This is a genomic window from Georgenia sunbinii (assembly GCF_036421875.1).
GTDB lineage: Bacteria > Actinomycetota > Actinomycetes > Actinomycetales > Actinomycetaceae > Georgenia_B > Georgenia_B sunbinii.
Window position 1 is genome coordinate 273,412 of record NZ_JAZGOL010000004.1, and the last position, 24,086, is coordinate 297,497.

Below are 24,086 nucleotides of genomic sequence, written 5' to 3' on the forward strand. Positions count from 1 at the left end.
GGCCGGACGGGTTACGGGCGTGCCCGCAGACGCAGCCCGTCGACCGGCAGCCGGGCCTGGCGCGGCGTTCCGCGTGCTCATGCCGCGACCACCGTGCGCCAGCCGTGGACGAGGTCCTCCGCGCGGGGGCCGCGCAGCACCGTGACGCCCTGGCGGGCGGCGACCATCGCGTCCGGGGCCGTGTCGACGACGAGCACGATCCCGGCGGGGGCGGCGACGGCGTCGAGCAGCAAGTCGGCGAGGTCGGCGTGGCGGCCGGTGATGATGGCGAGGACGTCGGGCGCTCCCACGAGCGCGCGGTGCGCCGGCGGGACGGGCCCGGTGACGGTGGTGACCTCGGCGAGCGCGCCGAGGATGGCGGGGTCGAGACCGGCGCTGACGGCGCTGACCGGGCTCTGCTCGTCAACCGCTCCGGAGAGCGACCGCACCCGACCGGGGCTGGCGACGGACGCGGCGGTGGCCAGGAGGCTGGCGGCGACGTCGACCGCCTCCTCGAAGTCGTCACCGTCGTAGCTGTCGGCGCGGTCGTCGAGCAGCACGGTCAGGTGCGGGGCGGAGGGGTCGGCGTCCTCGCGGACCATGAGGGTGCCGCGCCGGGCGCTGGTGCTCCAGTGGACCCGGCGCAGGTCGTCGCCGGGCGTGTACTCGCGCATGCCGACGAGATCGGTGCCGCCGTGGGCGATGCGCTCGTCCGAGCCGACGTGGCCGCGGCGCGCGCCGGCGGGCAGGCCGACCGCGTCGAGCACCCGCGGCTCGACGAGCACCGAGGTGTAGGTGCCGTAGCTCCGCCGCGCCCGCAGCAGGTCGGCGAGCGAGGAGCGGAACAGGATGAGCGGCCCGAACTCGATGACGCCGCGGCGGTGGGTGGGGATCGGTACGTCGGCACTCACCCGCTCCCCCGGCGCGAGCCTCGGCAGCGGGAACTCGGTGGCCTCACCGTCGACGAGGTCGAGGCCGCGGGCGTGCACCGCCAGCCAGCCGGAGGCGTTGGCGACCTCGACGGTGGCCACGCAGTCGTCGAGCCGGGCGACGCGCGGTGGCCTGGCGGTGCGTCGGACCGTCACCGGTGCGGGGACGGCCAGCCCGACGCCGGCGCAGGCGAGGAGGACCGCCAGCGCCAGCCCGAGGCCGACGACGCCCGGGTAGCTCGCCCACCAGCCGAATCCCAGGAGGACCGCGGCGGTGGCGCCGGTGGCCCATCCCCGCGCTGTCGGCCGGGTGGCCCGGGACGTCCGTGCGTCGCGCGAGCCGGACGAGGGGGTGCTGGCCGATCCGGCGGGTCCGGCGGCGCCTGCTGGCCCAGCCGATCCAGTCGGCCCAGCGGCCCGAGGCGTGCTGGTCGACCCGGTGTCCCCAGCTGACCCGCCGGGCCTCGCCGACCCGGCCGGCCGGGGCTCCGCGGTGGCGGTCATGCCGGCACCGGGCGGGGTGCCTCCACGCGGTCGACGAGCTCGCTGACGACGTCCGCGGTGAACGTCCCGGCGAGGATCGCGTCACGGGTGAGTACCAGCCGGTGGGCGAGGACCGGCACGGCCAGCCGCTGCACGTCACTGGGGACCACGAAGTGCCGGCCCTGGGTAGCGGCGAACACCTGCGCGCACTGCACCATGCCGCGCAGCGCCCGGGTGCTCGCGCCGAGCCGGAGCCGCTCGTCACTGCGGCTGGCGGCGCCGAGCTCACGGATGTACCGCAGGATCGGGTCGGCGACGTGGACGCGGCGCAGCATCCGGCTGGCGGCGCTGATCTGCTCCGGGGAGGCGACCTCCGGCACGTCCTCGATGACCCCGGCGCCGCCACCGGGCCGCAGCACCTCGATCTCGTGCTCGGCGTCGGGATAGCCGAGGCTGATCCGCACGAGGAAGCGGTCGAGCTGCGCCTCGGGCAGCCGGTAGGTGCCGTCGAGGTCGATCGGGTTCTGCGTCGCGATGACGACGAACGGGTCGGGGACGACGTGCCCCACGCCGTCGACCGTCACGGTGCGCTCGGCCATGACCTCGAGCAGCGCGGACTGTGTCTTGGCGGCGGCCCGGTTGATCTCGTCGGCGAGCAGCACGTTGGTGAAGACCGGGCCCGGCCGGAAACGGATCTCGCTGCTGCCGGGCTCGAGCACCGAGGTGCCGGTGACGTCGGCGGGCAGCAGGTCAGGGGTGAACTGGATCCGGCTCGAGCTGCCGCCCAGCGCTGCGGCCATCGCCCTGGCGAGCGTCGTCTTGCCGGTACCCGGGACGTCCTCGAGGAGCACGTGGCCGCCGGCGAACAGCGAGACCAGCGCCAGCTCGATCATCGGCCGCTTGCCGTGGAGGACCCGGGCGACGGCGTCGACGGCGGCGTCGTGCACCAGCCGGAACGAGGCGATGTCGGTCTCGGTCGGCTGCTCGATCGGGGTGGCGCTCATCGGTTCTGGTTCCTGTTCTCGGGGGCTGCGGACAATCCTGCTGTCGCGGACAATCCTGCTGTCGGCGACAAGTCGGCTGTCGGCGACAATCCTGCTGTCGGGGACAAGTCTGCTGTCGCGGGGAGGGGGCGGGCGGGTGTGGGGGTGGGGGTTCGGCCGCGCAGGCCGCGGAGGGTGCCGGCGAGGCCGAACATCAGCAGACCTGCGACGAGCACCGGCGGGTTGGGCACCTCCGGCGGGGTCCACGGCGCCGGGACGATTTCGACCGGCGGGTCGCCGGGCAGCGAGACCGGGTCGGTGCAGATGCCGGTGGTCATGTCGCAGTGCGCCCACGTGTTCCGGGCGGGGGCGCGGTCGGTCGCGGTGCCCGAGGTGACCCCTGCCTCGACGGCGGTCACCGACACCGAGACCTCACTCATCGGCCGTGCCATCCCGAGGAACATCTGGCCGCCCGCCGCGCAGTTGATCACCCACGAGGCGCTGATCCCGCCCGAGACGTTGATCCGGCAGGTGCCCTGGTACGCCGCCCAGCTCGGGTGGGAGGAGAGCATCGCGTACATCGGGATGTCGTTGTCGTAGAGCCCGGGCGGCTGGGAGTAGATGCTGCTCACCCGAGCGTCCCCGTTCGCCGGCGGCGGCGGGGGCGGGGCCGGCACGTTGACCGAGGTCGACGTCGCGGCGCCCTGGCCGACGCCGTTCGTCGCCCGGACGGAGACGGTTAGCGCGCCACCGCCGGTGCACAGCGCCTGTCCGCCGCAGGAGATGCTCAGCGACGTCGAGGTGCCGTCGAGCGTCGTACCGCCGGAGGCCCCACCGCCGGAGTACTCGACCCGGTACGACGTCACCGCGGAGCCGTTCGCGGCGGCGGCGTTGAAGCTGACCGCAACATTGACGGTGCTCGCGCTGCGGTCGGTGACCGAGGCGCTGAGCCCGCCGACGGCCGACGGCACGTTCGCCACGGTCACCTGGCCGCTCGGGGCGGAGACCGACGTCGTCGTCCCCAGCTGGGTCTCCACCTCGAAGCGGTAGCTGCCGCCAGGGGCGAGGCCCGAGACGACGATCTCGCGCGCCGAGGCCGACGCCGTCGTCCCGCTGCCGCCGACCGGTCGCACGACGTAGCTGTCCGCGCCGGACGCGGCCCCGGTCCAGCTCACCCGCACCGTCCCGTCGCCCAGCGCGGTGGCGCTGACGTTGCCGGCGGGGCTCGCCGGGTCCGCCTCCGGCGGCGGGCAGGCCGCGGTTGTCACGGCCGCGGAGCCGGCCCCAGTGACGCCGCCGGCGTGGTGGGCGGTGACGGTGACGGTGAGGTCGCGCTCGCAGGTGAGCCCGCTGAGGGTGGCAGAGGTCGCGCCGCCGCCGGCGTTCACCGCGCCCGAGCCGTCCGAGGCGGCCACCGCGTAGCTCGACGGCCGGTCCGCCGGCGCGGTCCACGCGACCGCGACGTCGCCGTTGCCCTGCAGCTGGGCGGTGACGCCCGACGGCGCCGGGTCGGTGGGGCAGGCCGCGGTACGGACGATGGCGGATGCTGATCCGCTGTGCCCACCGCCGTGGTCGGCGGTCACCGTGACCGTGAAGGTACGGTCGCACGCGAGGCCGGCCAGCGTGGCCGACGTCGCGACGCCGCCTGCGGTGACCGAGGCAGAGTCATCCGACGTGGCGACCACGTAGCCCGCGGGGAGCTCCTGCGGCGCGGTCCACGACACCCGGACGTCGCCATCAGCCAGCGGCAACGCCATGACGTTCGTCGGCGCCGGGTCGACCGGGTCGGGGGTGGGCTGCGCGCAGTCCGCGGTGGTGACCGTGGTCGTCGCGCTGCCGGACGTACCGGCGGCGTGGTGGGAGTCGACCCGGACGGTGAGGTCACGGCCGCAGGCCAGCCCGGTGAGCGTGGCGGCCGAGCTGGTGCCGGGGACGGTGACCGCGTCCGAGCCGTCGGAGGCGGTGACGATGTGCTCCCGCGCGAGCTGTGCCGGCTGGCCCCAGGCGACGACGACGTCGCCGTTGGCCAGCAGACGGGCCGTCACGTCGCGCGCGTTGCGGTCGGCCGGGTCGTCGTCGGTCGGGTCGTCGGTCGGGTCGTCCGTCGGGTCACCAGGACCATCAGTCGAGTCATCGCCAGGACCGTCGGTCGGGTCGCCAGGGCCGTCGGTCGAGTCATCGCCCGGGCGGTCCGCCGGGTCCCCAGGGCCGTCGGTCGCTTCGTCGTCCGGGCGGTCGGTCGCTTCGTCGTCCGCGCCGCCGGTCGGCTCGTCGTCCGGGCTCCCGGGCGCCGGGGCGGTCGGCCCGTCAGTGGCCCCGGGGCGCTCGGGCGTCCGGGTCGGCTCGCTGCGCGGCGCGTCGTCCTGCGGGTCACGCGGCGCCGACTCGCTCCCCGGCGGGGCCGGTGGCGTCGGCGCGGTGGGGTCCGGCGGCTGCGGGCCGGCCGGCGGGGTCACCGGCGGCGGGTTCGGCGACGGCGCGCCCGCCCCGGCCGGGCCGCCTGGCGCCGCGGGCCGGCTCGGCGTGGCTCGGTTGGCGTCCTGCACCGGCACGTCGGCCGCGGAGATGTCGACGGTCGAGGTGGAGCCGTCCTCCTGCACGATGACGATGCGGCCGTCGTCCGGCGTGCGAACGATGAGCCGGCCGTCGTCGACGATGAGCTCGGCGTCCCCGCCCCCGGGCACGATGATGTCGTCCGCCGCGCGGGCACCGTCGCGGTCGAGCACGACCACCCGGCCGTCGCCCAAGCACGGCACGTACACCTTGCCGGCGAACACCTGCGGCGTCGTGGGCCGCGAGCAGCCGATCTCGCTGACGGCGACGCTGCGCAGCTCACGGTCCGACAGCAGCAGCACGAGCCCCTGGTCGGGCACCGAGACCGGGGCGAGGTCGGCCGGAGAACGTTCGGCCGGCGCCACCTCACCCTCGAGGTGGGGCACGCTCACCGCGAGGTCCGGGCCGGCGCCGATCTGGAGCACGACGCCGCCGTCGGGCGCGACCACCGTGGTGCCGGCCTCGTGCGGCAGCAGCCGGGTCTGCGGGCCGGCGCCGGTGACCGGCCGGTCGGTGCCCACGCTCCACGAACCGGCGGCCTCGTTGAAGGTGACCGACCGCAGCTCACCGTCGGCGGTCATCAGCCACACCTCGCCGGTGTCGTCGATGACGGCGTCGACGAGGTCGTCGGTGCGGTAGGGGCGGCCGAGGTCGGCCAGCGTCAGCGGGGAGACGGCGCGCACGGTGCCCGGCTCGAGGTCGACGAGGACGACGAGCCCGCCGCCGAGCAGCACCTTGGTGCCCTCGCCGTCGGTGCCGCGGGTGCCGGCGGCGATGAGGGTGGTGAGGTCGATCGAGGTGACGGCGCCGGTGGTGAGATCGGTGACGACGAGGTGCCCGTCGCGCTGGGCGACCTCGAGCTCGCTGCCCGGCTCCCCCACGACCAGTCGTCGCTCGGGCTGGCCGGTGGCGGGGTTGATCTGGACGATCCGGCCGTCCTCGTCGGGCAGCCAGGTCTGGCCGTCCGACATCTCCATCACGGTGCTGGCCACGCCGTTGCCGACGAGCGCGCCGACGACGAGGACCGCACCCGCGGCTGCCACGCCGGCCTCGACGAAGCCGCGCTCACGGTTGCCCCGCCGGGTCAGGCGCCGCCATGCGCCCGCGATTGTCGTTCTCATGACGTCTCCTCGGTCATTCCCGGAGATAGTACGTGGACGACGTGGGTCGTCCCGCCGCTGACCAGCAGCCCGCGGCCGGGGCCGGTGAGCGGCTCGTGGCTGTTCATCGGGACCTGCGCGGAGACGAGGCTGCCGTCGGCCATCTCCGGGGCGAGCAGCACCGCGCGCCGCGAGCGCCGGAGCACCGAGGTCAGTCCCGGGATGTGCTGGCGCGAGCGCGCCTCGTCGGGGTCGGTGGCGCCGACGACGGCGGTGCGGGTGGCCGGCCCCTCGCTGACGACGGTGGACAGCGCCTCGAGCGCCCGGCGCTCCTCGCCGTTCGCCTCCCAGGCGCGCTCCCACTCGTGGACGTCGTCGACGAGCAGCAGCCGCCAGCCGCCGTCCTCGGCAGCGGTGACGCCGGTCGCCCAGTCCGCGGCCGCCGTCGGCGTGGTGAGGACGACGTCGGCCAGCTCGCCGGGCTCGGTCGGCCCGCCCGACGCCGCGACCGGCTGGTCCGCGCGGGGGCCGACGAGCACGATCTCCACCGGCGGCTCGGCGCCGCGCCGGACGAGCTGCGCCAGGCCGGCGAGGAAGCCGGTGCGCCCGGAGCGGGCACGGCCGGTGACCAGCAGCGGGCCGCCGAGCAGCGCCAGCCCGACGGCGGAGACGACGTTCTCCTCGACGCCGAGCACAACGTCGTCGGCGGTGGGTGCCGGGAGCAGGTGCTGGGGCAGGAGCGACGGCATGACCGGCACAGGGGCGCTGGGCTCGTTCTCGTACCGGTCGGCGACGACGCCCGCGAGCGCGTCGAGCCGCTCGGCCTGCAGCGGGGTGCCGGCGCCGCCGACGCTGGCGATCTGCACCGCGTCCTTGCCGGCGAGGCCGCGACCGGGCGCGGAGTCGGCGTCGAGGACGTCGGCGGGGACGCCGAGCATGGCGTAGTCGTCGATCACGGTCATCCGCAGTACGAGCCGTTGGCCGAAAGCGGCCTGCAGCGCGCTCGGCAGTCCGGTGCGCTGCGGCGCGGTGGCGGTGACGTGCACGCCGCAGCGGCGGCCCTCCTGCAGGATCGTCACGAGCTGCTCGCCGTGCTGGCGGCGCAGCGACCCGCCGCCCTCGAGCGCCTCCATCACCGCTGGCAGGTTGTCGACGAGCAGGTGGATGCGCCGCATCGGCTCGCCCACCTGGGCGAGGGCGCCGATGTCGGCGACGCCGTGGGCGGCGAGCACGGCGCCGCGGTGCTCGACGGTGCGGTGGAGCATCCGGATGAGGCGCAGCACCCGCTCGAGCTGCTGGACCGGGACGACGCCACCGACCGACGGCAGCCGCTCAGCAACCGAGAGGCCGCCGCCACCGGCGTCGATCGCGTAGACGCACGGCGGGGCCGGCTCGTCCGCGGCGGTGACCGTGGCGGCGAGGGTGCGCAGCAGCTCGGTCTTGCCGGAGCCGGAGGCACCGAACACGAGCAGGTGCCCGGCGCGGCCGTAGTCGACCACCCACGGCAGCTGCTGCTGCTCAGCCGGTCGGTCGACCATGCCGAGCAGCGCCTGGCCGGGGCCTTGGGCTGCCGACGTGAGGCCGTCGGCGTGCTCGTCGTCGCCGAGCACGAACCGGCCCGGCGCCGTCGCGGCGACCGGCATGACCTCGGGCATCGCCGGCAGCCACGGCCGCTTGGGCGCCGGCCGCCCGGAGCGCCGGAACGCCGTCGTCGTGCCGGTGACGATCCGCTCCAGGTCGGTCTGCGAGTGCTCGCCCCCACGCCCCTCCTCGCCCACAGCCGACTTGTCCCCCACAGCCGACTTATCGCCGACAGCAGACTTGTCCCCCACAGCAGACTTGTCCCCGACAGCAGACTTGTCGCCGACAGCAGACTTGTCGCCGACAGCAGACTTGTCGCCGACAGCAGACTTGTCGCCGACAGCAGAGTTGTCTGCTCCCGTCGACAATCCCGCTCTCGCGGCAAGAGGGGCTCCCGTCGACAATCCCGCTCTCGCGGCAAGAGGGGCTCCCGTCGACAATCCCGCTCTCGCGGCAAGAGGGGCTCCCGTGGACAATCCCGCTCTCGCGGCAAGGGGGGTGGGGGCGGTGGGGGCGGGGGCGGCGAGGGGGCGCACGGTGAAGGGCTCGACCCGCACCCGGTCACGCTGCTCGGCGACCTGCTCGCGGGCCCCGACCCAGGCGACCTGCACCAGCTCGCGGGTGCCGTGCCCGGTGCGCCGCAGCCAGGCCCGGCCGGGGGTGCGGCGGGAGATCGAGGCCGCGTCGGGGGCGTCGATGACGTCGACGGAGTCGTCGGTCGACGCGACCCGCAGCGCGATACGCAGGTCGGTGTTGGCCTTGATCTGCGGAGTCACCACCCCCGCCGGCCGCTGGGTAGCGAGCAGCATGTGCATGCCGAGGGAGCGGCCGCGCTGGGCGATGGAGACCATGCCGTCGACGAACTCGGGCACCTCGGCGAGCAGCGCGGCGAACTCGTCGACGCAGATGAGCATCGACGGCGGCGCGACCTCGGGGTGGCTGGCCTCGAGCGCCATGAGGTCCTTGGCGCCGTACTCGTTGAGCAGGTGCTCGCGCGACGTCAGCTCGGCGTGGAGCGAGATCAGTGCCCGCTGCACCAGCGCCGGCGTGAGGTCGGTGATGTAGCCGACGGTGTGCGGCAGCTCGGCGCACTCGCGGAACGCGGCGCCGCCCTTGTAGTCGACGAGCAGGAAGTTGATGCGCGACGGCGGGTTGTTCAGCGCCAGGGAGCTGATGAGCGACTGCAGCAGCTCGCTCTTGCCGGCGCCGGTGGTGCCGGCGACCAGCCCGTGCGGGCCGTCCTCGCGCAGGTCGATGGTGACGACGCCGTCGGCCCCGGCGCCGAGCTGGGCGCGCAGCCCGCGGCTGGTGTGCCAGCGGGCGAGGATCGCGTCGGCGTCGTCGGGCACCGGCAGGTCCGCGGTGAGGCCGGGCAGCCGGACCTGCTGCGGGACGAGCGCCTCGGCGCCGATGGTCGCCGCCTCGTCGACGTAGCCGGACAGTGCGCGGGCGGTGCGCCAGGCGCCGGCGAGGTCGAGCTGGTCGATGCTCGTCAGCGGCGAGACCCCGCCGCGGTCGCGGACCTTGATCGCCGAGTCGGCGAGGTCCACCGCGAGACCGGTGGCGGCCGGCACCTCCTCGAGGTGCTCGCCGAGCCACAGCAGCCGCAGCCGCCGCTCGGGGTCCGCGGCGACGGCGGCGAGCTGCTCGACCAGCCGACGCGGCAGCCCGGCGTGCTCGTCGACGATGCACAGCGTGTGGCTGGCCCCACCGTCGGCGGAGAGGACATCGGCGACCAGCGACTGCGACTCCCCCGCCCCGACGGCGACGCACGGGCCGCCGCCGCTGCGCTGCGCGGCGTGGGGCAGCCAGCGCAGCCACGACTCGATGCCCGACCGGCGCGGGCCCAGCGCCGCGGCGATCGTCAGGTCCGTCGGCGAGTGGGAGACGCCGAGCCGGACGAGGACGGCGCGGGCCCACGCGTCGACGGTCTCCGGGGCGCCGGTGGCGGCGACGAGCGCGTGCTCGGCGAACGGCACGGGGACCGGCTGGTCGGCGAGGGTCGCGCGCTGGCCGACGGCGGTCGCGGCCTCGGCGCGCAGCGTGCGGTCCCCGCCGGTGGGCAGCTTGCCGCGCACGAGCGCGGGGCGCGGGCCGCGGCCGGCGCGGGCGGTGAGGAAGTCGGCGTCGTCGGCCTGGCGCACCCACACCCGATGGTGGCGTGACGTCGCACGGCTACGGACGACGGCGAGGTCCGGCTCGTCGTCCTCGGCGTGCTCGCGCTGGTGCGCGGCGGCGGTGTCGAGCGTGGTGAGGACGCCGGCGACGTCGGAGCGCCAGAGCCGTGCCTCGGTCTCGTGCTCGCGGCGTGCCTGGCGCTTCTGCACGACGTGGTTGACGACCATCATCATCGGGAATCCGAGCATGAAGACCAGCGAGATCGGGCTGCGGGACCACGCGAACATCGCGCCGCCCATGAGTGCCGGCATGAGCATCATCGGCCACGGGAACGGGATGTGGCGCGGGGACGCCGGCGGGCTGGGGATCTCGAGCTCGGCGGCGACGACCGACTCGCCGAACCGCGGCGGTCGCAGCACGCTGCGGCCCCGGGCCGGGGCGGCGCCCTCGCGCACGGTGAGGACGGTGTCGCCGAGCTCGATGCGGTCGCCCCACGCGAGGGGGGTCGTGGTCGTCACCGGCCGGCCGTCGACCCGGGTGCCGTGCGCCGAGCCGGTGTCCCGCACGAGCGGGGTCTCGGCGAGCATGAGCTGGGCGTGGTCGCGGCTGACGAGCGGGTCGGTCAGCCGGACACCGGCGTCGGCGCCGCGGCCGACGGTGACGACGTCACCGGTGATCGGCACCTGCAGCCCGGCGTCCGGCCCGGCGAGCACGTGGGCGACGGCGCGAGCGCGGACGGCGGCCGCGGGGCGGGTGAGCCAGTCCTCGGTCACCGAGGTGACGGTGAGGACGTCGCCGTCGTGCAGGCCGGCGTCGGTGAGCCGACGGGAGGCGGGCCACGGCCGGCCGTCGGTGGTGGGGGCGAGCAGCAGCTTGCTGCCGCCGCCCGAGAGGTGAGCCCCGAGGCCGGCGGCGAGGTCGGCGACCGAGCCGTCCGGCTCCGCACTGACGACGACGTCGACCGCGGAGAGCTGGCTCTCCGCACTCGGCAACACACTCAACCGCCACATCGCGTGGTCCCTCTCCGTCACCTCGCCGGCGCTGCTGCCGGCGTCTGGGAACGACGCTAGGGAGCGCGCCACGCCCGGTCCAGCGCGGGAGGGGTGGAAACTTCCGCAATCGACAGCTCGGCCGCCGTCGTCGTCGAGGCTGAGACACTGGGCTCATGGTCAAGAATCTGCTCGGTCCCGAGCCCACCTACCTGCCCGACGACCACCCCGACATGGTCGCCCGCGCGGCGCTGGCCGACGGCGAGGACTTGCGTTCGGTCGCCGCTCGCCTCCCGGCAGCGAGCCACGTGTGGGCGCTGCTGGCCCAGGACGCGATGGCGTCCGACGACCCGGTCGCTTCCTACGCCTTCGCCCGCACCGGCTACCACCGCGGCCTCGACGCCCTTCGTCGCGCCGGCTGGCGCGGCCAGGGCCCGATCCCGGCCGACCACGTCCCCAACCAGGGATTCCTCGCCGCTCTGACCGCGCTGGCCGACGCCGCCGCCGCCATCGGTGAGGAGGAGGAAGCGGCGCGGTGCCGCACCTTCCTCGCCGACGCGGCAGCCTGACGCTCACCGCCCGGAAGTCCCGGGCGTCCCGGCCACTGGTCACTCCCGGTGGCCGGGACCGCCACGCCTGGGACGGAAGTCCTAGCCCGGTCGCCTTTAGTTGGACTATCCTCTCGATCTGCGATGCGAGTGCGGAAAGACCCGCGCCCTCCCTCTGCGTATCGTCAGTGAAAGGACATCTTCAGCATGCGCCCCTCCACAAGTGCTGCGGTGGCCCTGGGAGCAGCCCTGTCCCTGGCAGCACCCCTCGCCGCCGGCTCCGCCGCGCTCGCGACACCTCCACCCACGGCCCCTGTCGTCACCGCAACCTCTGCTGCCGACGACGTCAACCGCCACGGCAACACCTACTACCTGGCCGACAACCGCTCGCAGGCCGCCGCCCGGGTCATCACCTACGGGCGATCCGGCGACCTCGTCTACGTCGGCGACTGGGACGGCGACGGCATCGACACCCTCGCCGTCCGCCGCGGCGACAGGTTCTACTTCACCAACTCCCTCGACGGCGGACCGGCGGACGTCGTCGTCAGCTACGGCCGGCCGCAGGACGAGATCCTCGTGGGCGACTGGAACGGTGACGGCCGCGACACGCTCGCTGTGCGCCGGGGATCGACGTACCACGTGAAGAACTCGCTGCGCGGCGGTGCGCCGGACAGCGTCGTACGCTACGGCCGGGACGACGACGTCGTGCTCGTCGGCGACTGGGACGGCGACGGCCGCGACTCCTTCGCGGTACGGCGCGGCTTCGACTACTTCATCAACAACGCGATGGCTTCCGGGCCGGCGTCGACCGTCGTGTGCTTCGGGCGCAATGGCGACGAGGTCTACGTCGGTGACTGGAACGGCTCCGGCGCCGATTCCCTCGCCGTGCGGCGCAGCTCCCAGTACTTCCTCAGCGAGGAGCTGCGGTCCGGGCCGGCGGAGCGCTCGGTCCGCTACGGCCGACCCGACGACATCTCGATCGTCGGCGACTGGGACGGCGACGGCACCGACTCTCTCGGCATCCGGCGCGCGACGTCCGGCGTCGGCAACCAGCCCGGGCCGGTGGAGCCGCCAGCCGAGGAGGGCTTCACCGAGCCGCTCGCCATCCCGCCGCTGGCCGACTCCCGCGTGGACGAGGACGGCACCCGGGTCTTCGAGCTGACCGCGCAGGAGGGCACCATGTCCTTCCACCCGGGCGAGGAGACCAGCACCTGGGGCTTCAACGGCGACTTCCTCGGCCCCACGCTGCGCGCCCGGCAGGGTGAGCAGGTGGCGGTGGAGTTCACCAACGCCATCGACGAGACGACCAGCGTCCACTGGCACGGCATGCACCTGCCCCCGGAGATGGACGGCGGCCCGCACCAGGAGGTCGAGCCGGGCGGCACCTGGCGGCCCACCTGGCTCATCGACCAGCCCGCCGCGACGCTCTGGTACCACCCGCACCCGCACGGCCTCACCGAGAAGCACGTCTACCGCGGACTGTCCGGCATGTTCATCCTCGACGACGCCACCAGTGACGCGTCGGGGCTGCCGCAGGAGTACGGGGTGGACGACATCCCGCTGATCGTGCAGGACAAGGACTTCGACGAGGACGGCGAGCTCACGCTGGTCTCCCCGCTGCCCAGCGGCGTCATGGGGAAGACGATCATGGTCAACGGCACCGTCGGCGCCGTCCAGGAAGTGACCACCGAGCGCGTCCGGCTGCGCCTGCTCAACGGGTCGACGCTGCGGAGCTACAACTTCGGCTTCGACGACAACCGTTCCTTCCAGCTCGTCGCCACCGACGGCGGCCTGCTCGAGGAGCCCCACGAGACCAACCGGATCCAGCTCACCCCCGCCGAGCGGGCCGAGATCGTCGTCGAGCTGGAGCCGGGCGAGGACGTCATGCTGCGCTCCTACCCGCAGCGGCTCGGCGTCATCGCCGACCCGGAGGGCTACGGCACCTTGCAGACCCGCGACATCCTGCGGCTGCAGGCGGCCGACGAGCTTGCGCCGTCGACCGAGATCGCCGAGCAGCTGTCGGATTACGAACGGCTGTCGGAGGCCGACGCCACCGTCACCCGCCATTTCGAGATGGAGAACCTACGGCTCAACGGCCAGCTGATGGACATGAGCCGCATCGACGAGGTAGTCACCGTCGGCACCACCGAGATCTGGGAGATCACCAACCTCGACAGCATCCCGCACAACTTCCACATCCATGACGTGCAGTTCGAGGTGCTGTCGATCGACGGCGCGGCGCCGCCGCCCGAGCTGGCGGGCCGCAAGGACACCATCTACACCGAGCCGCAGCGCGAGTACCGCCTGATCATGCGGTTTGAGAACTACACCAGCGCCGAGTTCCCGTACATGTACCACTGTCACCTGTTGCGTCACGAGGACTTCGGGCTCATGGGCCAGTTCCTCGTGCTCGAGCCGGGCGCCGAGCCGCCCACCGACCTGCCCGACACCGGCCACCACCACGCCGACGACGGCGGGGACGACGACGACGGCGGTGCCGACGACGACGGGGACGATGACGACGGTGCCGACGACGGCGGTGGTGCCGTCGAAGATGACGACGGTGGCGCCGACGAAGCCGGCGGACACCGGGACCACTGACCCGGCGCCGAGCGGCACCGAGCAACCGCCGGCACGACGAACGAGCCCGGGCCGGGCACCTCAGACGAGGTGCCCGGCCCGGGCTCGTTGCTTGCCGCGCGATCAGCTGGAGGCGCGCTCCTGGTCCTCGGCCTGCTGGTTGAGGATCTGCGCGTTCTCCTGGAGGGCGCGGACCACGTTCTGCAGGGCGGGGACGTACTGCCCGGTCCAGTCGCCGCGGAAGCGCTGGGCGTCCGGCCCGTACCAGGGGGTGGCCTCGAGGTGCTGGGTGAGGCGGGCGGTGAGCTGGTTGATGGTGTCGGCATCAGCGTTCATCACGCGGACGAGGTCCCGTGCGGCGTTGATGTCCATCCCGTAGAGGGTTCCGGTGCTCATGTCATGCATCCTTTCGGTGGGTAATGCGCTGATGGTGTTGTGGTGCTTCGGTACTGCTGGCCTGCCGGCCGGTCATCTGGTGTGGTGGCTCGTGGCTCACTGGTCGTCGACGTCGAGAAGGTCGCCTCCTTCCGGGTCGTCGCCGCCACGGCGACCACGCAGGGCGCCGAGCCCGGCCGCGCCGAGGCCGGCGAGGCCCAGCGGTGCTGCGATGGCCGCCGGGTTCACCGACGACGAGCCGGCGTCGATGACGCCTGGGGCACCCAGCGACAGGCCGCCACCGCCACCGCCACCGACCGCCACCGGGGTCGCCCGGACCGCGGGGTCTCCCATGACGCCGGACGATCGGCCGGCGCCGTTGGTGGGGCCGCCGGTGGCAGAGCCGCCGGTGTCTCCACCGGGGCCGCTGCTGCCGGAGCTGCCGGAGCTGCCGGAGCTGCCGGAGCTGCCGCCGAGCGAACCACTACCGGTGGCCAACGGACCGCCACCGGAGCCGGAGCCCAGCGATCCGCCGGAACTGCCCAGCGAGCCACTGCCGCCGAGCGAACCGCCACCGGTGCTACCCAATGAGCCACCGCTCACACCGCCGCTGGAGCCGCCGCCGAACGAACCGGTGCCAGAGCCACCCCCGGAGCCGCCGCCGAACGAGCTGGCGCCGGAGCCGCCGCCAGCGCCGGACCACGTCCCCAGCGACCCGGCCGCACCGAGCGAGCCAGTCCCGGTCGTCGCGCCGCCGAGCGATCCTCCTCCCCCGAGCGCTCCCCCGCCGCCGAGCGCCGTCCCCGCCCCGATGGCGCCGGCCGCGAGGCCGAGCGAGCCGGAGGCGCTGCCGAGGGCACCGCCACCGACGGCGCCGCCAGACCCGCCGACGGACGACGGCCCGATGGCCACTGCTGGCGGCACCGCGGTGAGCGCCGGCTGGTTGCCGCCGGTGCCGACCGAGCCCACGCCACCGAAGGACGACGGGATGCCGGTCTGCGGGGTGCTGCCGGTGGCCGATGTGCCGGCGGCGCCGGTGCCGCCACCCCAGGAGACGGTGATCCCGCCGGGCGTGGTGACGCTGCTGCCGCCACCCTGGGCGCCGGTCTGGCCGAGCGAGCTCGAGGTGCCGCCGATGCTGATCGGGATGATCACCACGGCCCCCTCGCCCACGGCGACCGTCGGCATCGCGCCGTTGCCGGTCGCGGTGTCCGGGGCTCGCAGCGTCGGCGCGTTGACCGCGGTCGACGCCGGAAGCTGCGGCGAGACGTACTGGACGGCGGGGATGGCCGCGGTGGGCGAGTCGCTGCTGACCGCCTTCTGCAGCGCGGAGGCCGCGCGCAGGATCTGCGCGAACCGCTCGAGCGCCTCGCCGGTGGCCTCGACCCACGGGATGACGGTGCCTTCGAGGTAGATGGCGTAGCCGGCCGCCCAGCCGGTCCATGACATCGCCTTCAGCGCCCGGACGACGATCTTCAGCGCCATCGCGATCTTCTTCGCGTAGTCCGCACCGTCCTGCGCCTTCTGCGCCATCGTGTCCAGCCCACTGACATCTGCTCCCTGGAACATTGTCGGCCTCCTTTCTGAATTGATGTTCGGATGGTGCGAATGACGTTAGTGAGTCATTGTTCTGCGGGGCAAGCGGCCCGGGGCGGAAGTTTCCGTCGCGGGGACCTGTCGCCTATTGGCTGACTTCGTCCTGCATCTCGGCGCGCCGCTGCAGCTCGCGAGCGCTCTCGCTCAGCGACTGGCCGGCAGCCTCGAGCTCCGGGCGTAGCGAGCCGTCCCAGTCCTGCTTGAAACGCTTGGCGGACGGGCCGATCCAGACGACGGACTCGAGCATCGCCGAGATGTTGCCGACCATGCCGCCGAGGTCCTGAGCGCTGGCGTCCATCTCACGCGAGCTCTGCCGCGCATAGCCAGTGTCAATTCCGTGGAAACGTGAAGCGTCGTGGCTCATGTCATTTCTCCTGGTCCTCACCCGCCGGCTTCTCCGGCACTAAGGACACTAGAATGAGCAGAGCCGCGATATCCAGCGCACCAGGGGTGGAAACTTCCGGAGGTTAATGCGGAACCTTCCGCTTGACAGCTGTTCGCCCGGCGGTGAGTCCGTCAGCGCACGCCGTAGGCCGCGAGGAAGACCTGCACGACGTGACGGGCGTGGGCACGGCGCCGCGAAGGGGCGAGGATCGCGTCGTCGCCCAGGAGCATGGCCTCGTTCACCGGACCGCCCATGATCAGCCAGTTGAAGGTCGTCGCCGCCTCGACCGGGTCCGCGACGTCGAGCAGGCCACGAGCGGTGAGCCGCTCGAAGGCCCCTGCCATCGCGGCGATGGCCCGCTGCGGGCCGGCCTCGTACAGCGCCCGGGCAAGGTCGGGGAAGCGGGCCACCTCGCCGATGACCAGGCGCCGCAGCCGGAGCAGCCGCGGCGTGAGGACGACGGCGAGCTGCCGCTCAGCGTACTCGCGCAGGTACCGCTCGACGTCGTCGTCCACCGCAGGCTCCGCGCCGTCCCAGGCGTGCACGGCGTCACCGGCGCCGGTGGTCATCGCGGAGACGAGCGCGACGAACAGCGCCTCCTTGCTGCCGGCGTGCGCGTAGACGGTCTGCTTGGACACCTTCGCCCGGGCAGCGACCTCGTCCATGCTGGTGCCGAGGTAGCCGGCGTCGAGAAAGAGCTCCTCCGCGGCCGCGAGGATCGCACGCCGCTTGCGCTCCGAGCTCGTGAGCGGCTCGTTGCCGGCTGGTGAGCCCATCGGAGGCAGCTGCTGCATCACGGCCCCTCCCCAATCGACTCCCAGTACTGTACCGTCCAGTTTGATCCAGCGGTACCGACACGCCAGTCCCGTCCCCAGGAGGCCGTCATGACCGAGTACGTCACCACTTCACGCGGCGACCGCGTCGCCTACGACCGGCGTGGCGACGGCCCCGCACTGATCTTCGTCGCCGGCGCCGGCCCGCACCGGGCGACCGACCCGGTGACGACAGCGACGGCGGAGGCGATGGTCCCGCTCGGCGTGACCACGGTCGTCTTCGACCGGCTCGGCCGCGGCGACAGCCCCGCGACGGAACGCCTCGACCTGGACCGCGAGCTCGCCGCCGTCGCCGCACTCATCGACGTCGTCGGCGGCAGCGCGGTGCTGTGCGGCCACTCCTCCGGGTGCACGATCGCACTGCGGGCGGCTGTCGGTGGGCTGCCGGTCACCGGCCTGGCCCTGTGGGAGGCGCCGATCGCCGGTGATCGCGCCGCGACCCGCGACTGGATCGACGGCTTCCTGCGCCGGCTCGACGCCGGTGAGCTGGCAGCGGCCCGCGAGTTCTACATGAAGGACATGCCGCCGCAGTGGCTGGCGGAAGCCAAGCGGTCCCCCGAGTGGCCCGAGCTCGTCGAGCAGACGGTCTCCCTCCGCGCCGACGCGGAGTCCCTCGGCTGGGCGGCGTCCGCGCCGCACGCCGAGCTGTTCGCGGGCATCGACGTCCCGGTCCTCGCGATGGCCGGCACGGAGACCTTCGACGAGATGATCGAGTCGGCGGCACTCATCGCCGCGGCTGTCCCCGGGGCACGCCAGGCGCGGGTCGCGGGCGCCTTCCACTCCTGGGAGCCCGAACCGATGGCCGCCGAGCTGGCTGGCTTTGTCCACGCCGCCGCCACCGAGAAGGCGGCACGCTGATGACGCCGCGCGAGCCCGAGCCGCTCGACCACTCCTTCACCGCCACCCTGCTGCCGGAGCTCGGTGGTGTCGCCTGGACCTGCGTCGTCGTCCCGGGCTCTGCCGAGATGCTCGGGACCAGGAGGGCAGCGAAGGTGGTCGGCACCGTCGACGGCGCAGCACTGAGCACCTCGCTGATGCCGGTGGGCGACGGCCGGCACATGCTGCCGGTCAAGGCCGCGATCCTCAAGGCCATCGGCAAGGGCGTGGGCGACGGCGTCGACGTCCACCTCACCCAGCGACTGAGCTGAACCAGCGACTCAGCTGCTCCGGCCGGGGTTGAGGCCGTCGCCGCGGGCCATCGCGGCGGTGACTGAGTCGAGGTCGTCGGTCGTCACCAGGCGTACCTCGGCGGTCCGGCGGCCGACGGCGAAGCGCACGTTCTGCACCCGGCCGGCGGTCGAGGTGAACGGATCGTCGTCGGGCCCGAACGCCAGCCGGGCGACCGACCGGATCGCGTCGTCCACCCGCTGCGGGCGCTCGAGGTTCCACGCGTGCCCGCGCAGCGCCAGCACCCGCTCGTAGATCTCCCGGTTGGAGGCCGGCCGGGGGTAGTCGTCGGCGCCGGTGAGCCACGGCTCGGCCAGCGCGAGGGCGACGTACCACTCCCGTGAGTACCGCTCGAGCTGCGGGGCTCGCGTCGTCACGGTGGCGTCGGCGTCGATGTCCGGCGCTGCCGCGACGGTGACGGCCGGGGCCGGGCTGACCTCCTCGACCTCCAGCACGATGACGAGGTCGGTGAAGCTGCCGGTGCCGGTCTCCCGGCCGCGGAGCACGAGGATCTGGTTCTCCCCCTCGTCGAGCAGTGCCCCCATGCCGTCGGCCAGCGCCACCCGCCGGGCGCCACCCGGAGCGTCGAACAGGCTGGACAGCTGCGCCGTCGTCGAGCCGAGCCACCGCAGCCGCACCACCTCGTCACCCACGGTCACCTCGCCGACCACCCGCGACACGTGCGGCGCGACCCGCGGCAGGGCCAGTGTCGTGACGCGCAGCTGGCCCTCGGGGTCGTCGTCGGCCAGCGCACCGTCGGGCGCCCGGCCCATGAGCAGTCGGTCCCCCGTACCGAGGACGACGGCGGGGACGCCGGCACCTCGGACCCGTACTCGCAGCATCGTGGCGTCCTTCCTGTCGCTGGCTCAAGGTTAGAGGCTGCCGCGACCGGTCCGGTCACCGCCGACGCCTCCCGCTCGGTATGCTGGCATACATGAAGCGCACCACTGTCAAGATCCCAGATGCGCTCGACGCCCGGCTGCGGCACGAGGCCGAACGTCGAGGAACGACCATCGCGGATATCACCCGCGAAGCGCTCGAGGCGCACCTCGGCGGCCCCTCGACGCGGCGCCGGCTCGGTGCTGCCGCAGCCGGACGAAGCGGACGCAGCGACGTCTCCGAGCGCATCGAAGAGATCCTCGCCTCCGAGGTCGGACGATAGCGGCGCTCATCGTCGACGCCGGGCCGCTCTACGCCTACGTCGACGCCGACGATGCGCACCACGCGGCCTCGCTGGAACTTCTTGAGACCCATGCCGGTCCGCTCATCGTCCCCGCCCTGGTCGTCACCGAGGTCGCCTACCTCCTGGCAACTCGACTCGGGACGGGTCCGGAGATCCGCTTCCTCGGGGACCTGGCCAGCGGCTCGTTCACCGTCGAGCCGGTTGCTGCAGCCGACTGGCTACGCATCGCCGAGCTGGTCGCGCGCTACCGGGACCTGCCATTGGGTACCGTGGATGCCTCGGTCGTGGCGACCGCCGAACGTCTCGGCATCAGCGAGATCGCCACCGTCGACCGACGCCACTTCACCGTGGTGCGCCCAGCCCATGTCGACGCGTTCACTCTCCTCCCGTAAGTTCCGAACGGACAGGTTCACACCGTCAGCGCCCGCCGCCGCGCTCGCCGATGACGCCGTCGTCGCTCGTCGGGACGATCATGTCCAGGCCGCTCTGGACGAGCACGGCCGGGGTGAGCACCATGCCCAGGGCGCCGAACTGGTCGAAGACCGCGTCGAAGTTGGCGGTGACGCGGTCGCCGTACGCGGTGCCTTCCATCGCGTCGTTGATCTCGTTGCCGACGAGGGAGCCGACCGCGAACGGCACGGTGATCGCTGCCGCCGTCCCGCTGCCGATCAGGCCGGCCGCCGCCAGCCCGCCGACGCCGAGCGGGACGCCGCTCTGCGTCACCTGCGCCATGTCGCCGGTCTGCACACCCTCGTAGACGCCGTGCGCGTTGACCAGCACGCCCAGTCCCCCGAGCACCTGCCCCGCACCCTGCGCGAACCCCGAGCGCCCCAGCTCCTGCAGCGACCAGACCTCGTCGAGCCGGAGGAGGTTGTGCGCGGCTTCCTTGCTCAGCCCGAGCACCTGGCCGAGCTTCGCCGCGTCCGGCAGCATGGCGAGGACGTCGGCCTGGAAGCGGAGCCGGGTCCGGAGGTCGTCCCCGGCGGCGGAGACGGTGCCCTCCGGTGAGCTCGCCGCCTCCTGGGCGTCGGCCTGCTGCGCGATCTCGTGAGCGGCCCGGTTGAGGGCACCGCAGACGGCCGAGATACGCGGGGAGTGGTCTGCCTCCCACTCCGCGCGGAACCGGGCGGCGTCGGGCCCGTTCCAGGTGAGGTCGTAGGCCCGCGCGGTGAGCCGGACCTGGACGAGGAGGATCTCGTGGGCGCGGTCGGCCAGCTCGCGGGCCCTTGCCCGTAGCGCCTCGACATCTGCGCCGTGGCTGACGCCTCCCGGACCGATGCTCATGGTGGACCTCCTGGTTGCTGAGGTCCCATGGTGGCCGCGCGGCGGCGCGGTGCCCAGGGCGCGGTGGGTGGAAGTTTCCGGTTCGTTCGCCGGCGTCCGACGCGCGCCGGCCGTGGCGCCCCGGCGAACGTTCCGAGAAAGCGAAGAAGGCCCCCACCCGCACTGGGTGGAAGCCTTCTTCTGTCGTAGCCCCGACCGGATTCGAACCGGCGCCGCCGCCGTGAGAGGGCGGTGTCCTAGGCCGCTAGACGACGGGGCCTTGCGCATTTCTGCCTGGTGAAGACTACCCGATCTTCTGGGCGACTCCAAACCGCTGGGGTACCAGGACTCGAACCTAGACTAAGTGGATCAGAACCACTCGTGCTGCCAATTACACCATACCCCAAGGAGGTATTCCGACCGCTGGATCCGGGGCGCTGAGCACCTCGGAGCGAACGTCCTACCGGGCGTTGACATTACCCTGTCGACCGCGGAGCCGCCAAAAATTTTTCCGGTGGCGGTGCTCACACCGGCAATCAAGTGAGCGTTGTCACACCACCTCGACGACGAGGTCCGCGCCGGCCGCGGTGGCGGCGATGAGCTCGGCGTTCAGCTGGTCGCTGCCGAGCGACCACGACCTCGCCTCGGCCTCGCTGCGGCCGTGCGCCATGTGCCGGGCGATGAGGCGCTCCACCCGAAGGTCGTCGGCGGGCATGAGGAACCACACCTCGGCCAGGCTCCGGCGGGCGTTCTCCCAGCCGGGGCCGTCGGCGAGCAGGTAGTTGCCCTCGGTGACCACGAGCGGCACGCCGGCCGGGACCGCGACCCCGCCGGCGATCGGCTCCTCGAGGTCCCGGTCGAACACCGGCGCGTAGATCGGGTCGTCCCCCGGCCGGGCGGCGCGCAGCCGCGTCAGCAGCGCCGCGTACCCGTGGCTGTCGAAGGTGTCGATGGCGCCCTTGCGCTCGTGACGGCCGAGGTCGCGCAGCACCGCGTTGGACAGGTGGAACCCGTCCATGCCGACCGCGACGGCGAGGTCCGTGCCGAGCGCCACCACCAGCCGGCTCGCCAGCGTCGACTTCCCTGCTCCCGGCGCGCCGACGATCCCGAGCAGCCGTCTGCCTCCGGTGCCCACCAGCCGTCCGGCTCGCTCGACGAGCTCCGCCACCGTCAGCCGCACCGGCTGCCCGGGGCTCACGGCCACCACCGCGGCACGCCGGTGAGCCAGTCGCGCGGCCCGACGCTCGCCACCCGCCGGCCGGCGACCTCGGAGGCGAGCGCCACCGCCGTCGCCAGCTCCTGCCCGTGGGCGAGCGCGGCGGCGAGCCCGCCGTGGAACGCGTCGCCGGCACCGAGCGTGTCACGCACCGGCACCCGCCCGACGGCGTGGCTGCCGCTGGTGCCGGCGGCCCACCAGCGCACCGGGTGGCCGCCGTCGGTGATGACGACGGCGCGCGCTCCTCTCGCCAGCACCGCCCGCGCTGTCTCGGCCGGGCCGCCGTCGACGCCGGGCACCCGGAAGTCCGCCGAGAGCGCGGCGACGTCGGCCACCGGGAGCAGCTCGTCGAACACCGGCCGCCAGCGCCCGCAGTCGAGCACGACGACGGGCCGCGCCGGCTGGCCAGGCGTCGGGCCGTGAGTGCCGCGAGCGTCGTGAACGTCGAGCGCGGCGAGCGTCGCCCTGGCGAGGGCGGGGTGGTGCCCGTCGAGCAGCACCACCGTGACGCCGTCGAGGTCGACGTCGTCGGGCGCGGGCACGTCGGCGAGCCCGGCGTCGGGCGAGACCACGCTGCGCTCCCCGGTGCTCTCGACGACCACCACGGCCGAGACCGCGAGCGGGTAGTCGGGCGCCGCGGCGTCGACCACCGCCACGCCGTGGCGGCGCAGGTCCTCCCCGGCGACAACGGCCGGCGCGCTCGCGCCCAGCCCGGTGAGCAGCCGGGGCCTGCCCCCGAGGGCAGCGAAGGTCACCGCCGCGTTGGCGGCCGGCCCGCCGGCGGCGACGTCCTGGCGGGTCGCGGTGACCTTCTCGTTGGGTGCCGGCGGCCGGGCGGTCCGGTGGAGGACGTCCATCGTCGTGAGGCCGACGAACAGCCCCACGGGCGCGTCACCGGCCACTGGGAGCACCGTCCGCCGTCGGCCCAGGCGCCCGGGTCATCGCCTCACTCACCGCGATCAGCTTCCCGACAGCTGCCGCGCGCCGTGCTCGGCCCGCTCGCGCATCGGCTGGGCGAGGCGTACCTCGCCGTCGTCCGCTGCCGCGAGGAGCCGTGCCATGGGCTCGGGCCGGGGCTCGGGGAAGGTGTCGCCGAGCGTGACGCCGTGGTCGGGCCGGCGGACGACGACGACCTCGTCGCCCTCGCTGATCGGTCCCTCGGCCAGCACGCGCAGGTAGGCGCCGGGCATGCCGGCCTCGTTGAAGCGGCGGATCCACCGCTTCTCGCCCATCCGGTGGGCGAACTTGTAGCACGGGGTGCGCGGCATGGTGACCTCGAGCAGCAGGTTGCCACCGACCAGCCACCGCTCGCCGATGATGGCGCCGGTGACGTCGACGCCCGCGAGGGTGAGGTTCTCACCGAACAGCCCGGGAGTCAGCCTCCGGTCCAGCTGGGCGGCCCACCAGTCGAGGTCCTCGGCGGCGTAGGCGTAGACGGCCCGGTCCGGCCCCCCGTGGTGGACCTGGTCGACCTGACGGTCCCCCGCCACCCCGAGCTCGCCGACGGCGACGTCGCCGCTCACCGGCCGCTTGTCGATGCCGGTCGGGTGGCCGGGCCGGTCGGTGTCCCGGACCTCGAACAGCACGTTGACGGCGACCACCGCGCCTCGCGCCGCTGCTCCGCCGGCCTCGCCCGACGGCGTCTCGAACGTGTTCACCAGGCCATCCAACCAGGCCGCCCCACCGGACGGGGCCATTGCGGCCATGGCGCCACCGTCCGCGCCGCTATTCGCCGCGGTAGGTCCCGATGCTCCACAGGTTGCCGTCGCGGTCGCGCACGCTGAAGGTCCGCGGGTCGTACCCGGTCCCGTGGAGCGGCTGGAGGACTTCGACGTCGTCGGCGGCCTGCACCCGCTGCCACACGGCGTCGACCGTCGTGGCCTCGGCGGCGACGACGTAGACGCCCTGTGGGCCGAGCGCGCCCCAGTCCCCCGGTTTGTCGCGGGAGCCGAACATGACGCCGCCGCCGTCCGGCCAGCGGGCCTCGGCGTGGACGACGGTCCCGTCGTCGTCGCGGTGCAGCGCGGTGACCACGAAGCCGAGGACCTCGGTGAGGAACCGGATCCCGGCGTCGACGTCGGTGAAGCCGATGCTCGGCCACACCGTCGGCGTCGCTGCCGGCAGACCGGTCGCCGGGCCGCCGTCCTGCGAGAGTGCGTTCTGAGCTGAGTCGTCGGTGCTCATGGCACCAGTGTGCTCGCCCGCCCAGCGACGCGCCAGAGCGT

20 protein-coding genes and 2 tRNA genes are annotated in these 24,086 nt (G+C 73.8%); 6 read left to right on the top strand and 16 right to left on the bottom strand.

The genetic code is table 11. The annotated features are described in order from the left end of the window. Positions 1-77: 77 nt before the first annotated feature. Genes V2J52_RS12365 through V2J52_RS12380 form a run of 4 tightly spaced genes read right to left on the bottom strand, consistent with a single transcriptional unit; the run spans position 78 to position 10,736 of the window. Positions 78-1,412 (bottom strand): DUF58 domain-containing protein, encoded by a 1,335-nt coding sequence (locus V2J52_RS12365; protein WP_331228023.1) that lies wholly within the window; start codon positions 1,410-1,412, stop codon positions 78-80. Next, positions 1,409-2,395 carry an AAA family ATPase gene (locus V2J52_RS12370; protein WP_331228024.1) on the bottom strand — a complete coding sequence of 329 codons (987 nt, stop codon included), beginning with the start codon at positions 2,393-2,395 and terminating at the stop codon, positions 1,409-1,411. Before V2J52_RS12370 ends, V2J52_RS12365 begins: the two co-directional genes overlap by 4 nt. Next, complete coding sequence (locus V2J52_RS12375; protein ID WP_331228025.1) at positions 2,392-6,048, bottom strand: fibronectin type III domain-containing protein; 3,657 nt, start codon at positions 6,046-6,048, stop codon at positions 2,392-2,394. Before V2J52_RS12375 ends, V2J52_RS12370 begins: the two co-directional genes overlap by 4 nt. Beyond that, positions 6,045-10,736, bottom strand: a complete 4,692-nt coding sequence (locus V2J52_RS12380; protein ID WP_331228026.1) for a type VII secretion EssC family protein — start codon at positions 10,734-10,736, stop codon at positions 6,045-6,047. The genes V2J52_RS12375 and V2J52_RS12380 overlap by 4 nt, the downstream gene beginning before the upstream one ends. A gap of 155 nt (positions 10,737-10,891) precedes the next feature. On the opposite strand from V2J52_RS12380, the gene V2J52_RS12385 reads away from it, so the two are divergent. After that, positions 10,892-11,284 carry a DUF3151 domain-containing protein gene (locus V2J52_RS12385; protein ID WP_331228027.1) on the top strand — a complete coding sequence of 131 codons (393 nt, stop codon included), beginning with the start codon at positions 10,892-10,894 and terminating at the stop codon, positions 11,282-11,284. 186 nt (positions 11,285-11,470) lie between these two features. After that, entirely contained in the window at positions 11,471-13,864 is a 2,394-nt protein-coding gene (locus V2J52_RS12390; RefSeq protein ID WP_331228028.1) for a multicopper oxidase family protein, read from the top strand. 102 nt (positions 13,865-13,966) lie between these two features. On the opposite strand, the gene V2J52_RS12395 is transcribed toward V2J52_RS12390, so the two are convergent. From V2J52_RS12395 to V2J52_RS12410, 4 genes are all read right to left on the bottom strand, one after another. After that, complete coding sequence (locus tag V2J52_RS12395; protein WP_331228029.1) at positions 13,967-14,239, bottom strand: hypothetical protein; 273 nt, start codon at positions 14,237-14,239, stop codon at positions 13,967-13,969. A gap of 96 nt (positions 14,240-14,335) precedes the next feature. After that, positions 14,336-15,787, bottom strand: coding sequence for a hypothetical protein (locus V2J52_RS12400; protein ID WP_331228030.1), 1,452 nt, complete (start codon positions 15,785-15,787; stop codon positions 14,336-14,338). 112 nt (positions 15,788-15,899) lie between these two features. Further along, complete coding sequence (locus V2J52_RS12405; protein ID WP_331228031.1) at positions 15,900-16,178, bottom strand: hypothetical protein; 279 nt, start codon at positions 16,176-16,178, stop codon at positions 15,900-15,902. A 152-nt stretch (positions 16,179-16,330) separates the two neighbouring features. After that, positions 16,331-16,993 carry a TetR/AcrR family transcriptional regulator gene (locus V2J52_RS12410; protein WP_331228032.1) on the bottom strand — a complete coding sequence of 221 codons (663 nt, stop codon included), beginning with the start codon at positions 16,991-16,993 and terminating at the stop codon, positions 16,331-16,333. 90 nt (positions 16,994-17,083) lie between these two features. Between V2J52_RS12410 and V2J52_RS12415 the strand changes: the two genes are divergently transcribed. Both V2J52_RS12415 and V2J52_RS12420 read left to right on the top strand, forming a co-directional pair. After that, the gene (locus tag V2J52_RS12415) at positions 17,084-17,890 is read left to right on the top strand and encodes an alpha/beta fold hydrolase (protein ID WP_331228033.1); all 807 of its coding nucleotides are present in this window, start codon (positions 17,084-17,086) and stop codon (positions 17,888-17,890) included. Further along, positions 17,890-18,180: a DUF1905 domain-containing protein gene (locus V2J52_RS12420; RefSeq protein ID WP_331228034.1), complete on the top strand. Its 291-nt coding sequence runs from the start codon at positions 17,890-17,892 to the stop codon at positions 18,178-18,180. Before V2J52_RS12415 ends, V2J52_RS12420 begins: the two co-directional genes overlap by 1 nt. 9 nt (positions 18,181-18,189) lie before the next feature. Here the strand turns inward: V2J52_RS12420 and V2J52_RS12425 are convergent, their stop codons facing one another. Then, on the bottom strand, positions 18,190-19,041 hold the full coding sequence (locus V2J52_RS12425) for a hypothetical protein (RefSeq protein ID WP_331228035.1): 852 nt from the start codon (positions 19,039-19,041) through the stop codon (positions 18,190-18,192). 92 nt (positions 19,042-19,133) lie between these two features. Here V2J52_RS12425 and V2J52_RS12430 point away from each other — a divergent pair, with 92 nt between their 5' ends. After that, a complete protein-coding gene (locus tag V2J52_RS12430) occupies positions 19,134-19,361 on the top strand; it encodes a CopG family transcriptional regulator (RefSeq protein WP_331228036.1) in 228 nt (75 codons plus the stop codon). A gap of 8 nt (positions 19,362-19,369) precedes the next feature. Then, the gene (locus tag V2J52_RS17050) at positions 19,370-19,774 is read left to right on the top strand and encodes a type II toxin-antitoxin system VapC family toxin (protein WP_434056425.1); all 405 of its coding nucleotides are present in this window, start codon (positions 19,370-19,372) and stop codon (positions 19,772-19,774) included. A 25-nt stretch (positions 19,775-19,799) separates the two neighbouring features. Here the strand turns inward: V2J52_RS17050 and V2J52_RS12435 are convergent, their stop codons facing one another. The 7 genes from V2J52_RS12435 to V2J52_RS12465 form a co-directional block, all read right to left on the bottom strand. Further along, on the bottom strand, positions 19,800-20,666 hold the full coding sequence (locus V2J52_RS12435) for a hypothetical protein (protein ID WP_331228037.1): 867 nt from the start codon (positions 20,664-20,666) through the stop codon (positions 19,800-19,802). Between the two features lie 186 nt (positions 20,667-20,852). Continuing rightward, positions 20,853-20,925, bottom strand: a tRNA-Glu gene (locus V2J52_RS12440). A 54-nt stretch (positions 20,926-20,979) separates the two neighbouring features. Continuing rightward, positions 20,980-21,051: transfer RNA gene (locus V2J52_RS12445), tRNA-Gln, on the bottom strand. A 144-nt stretch (positions 21,052-21,195) separates the two neighbouring features. Next, entirely contained in the window at positions 21,196-21,843 is a 648-nt protein-coding gene (locus V2J52_RS12450; RefSeq protein ID WP_331228038.1) for a nucleoside/nucleotide kinase family protein, read from the bottom strand. Continuing rightward, complete coding sequence (locus V2J52_RS12455; protein WP_331228039.1) at positions 21,840-22,763, bottom strand: carbohydrate kinase family protein; 924 nt, start codon at positions 22,761-22,763, stop codon at positions 21,840-21,842. Before V2J52_RS12455 ends, V2J52_RS12450 begins: the two co-directional genes overlap by 4 nt. A gap of 57 nt (positions 22,764-22,820) precedes the next feature. Next, positions 22,821-23,519, bottom strand: coding sequence for an MOSC domain-containing protein (locus V2J52_RS12460; RefSeq protein ID WP_331228040.1), 699 nt, complete (start codon positions 23,517-23,519; stop codon positions 22,821-22,823). A 67-nt stretch (positions 23,520-23,586) separates the two neighbouring features. Then, positions 23,587-24,045 (bottom strand): VOC family protein, encoded by a 459-nt coding sequence (locus tag V2J52_RS12465; RefSeq protein WP_331228041.1) that lies wholly within the window; start codon positions 24,043-24,045, stop codon positions 23,587-23,589. Between the last annotated feature and the right edge of the window lie 41 nt (positions 24,046-24,086).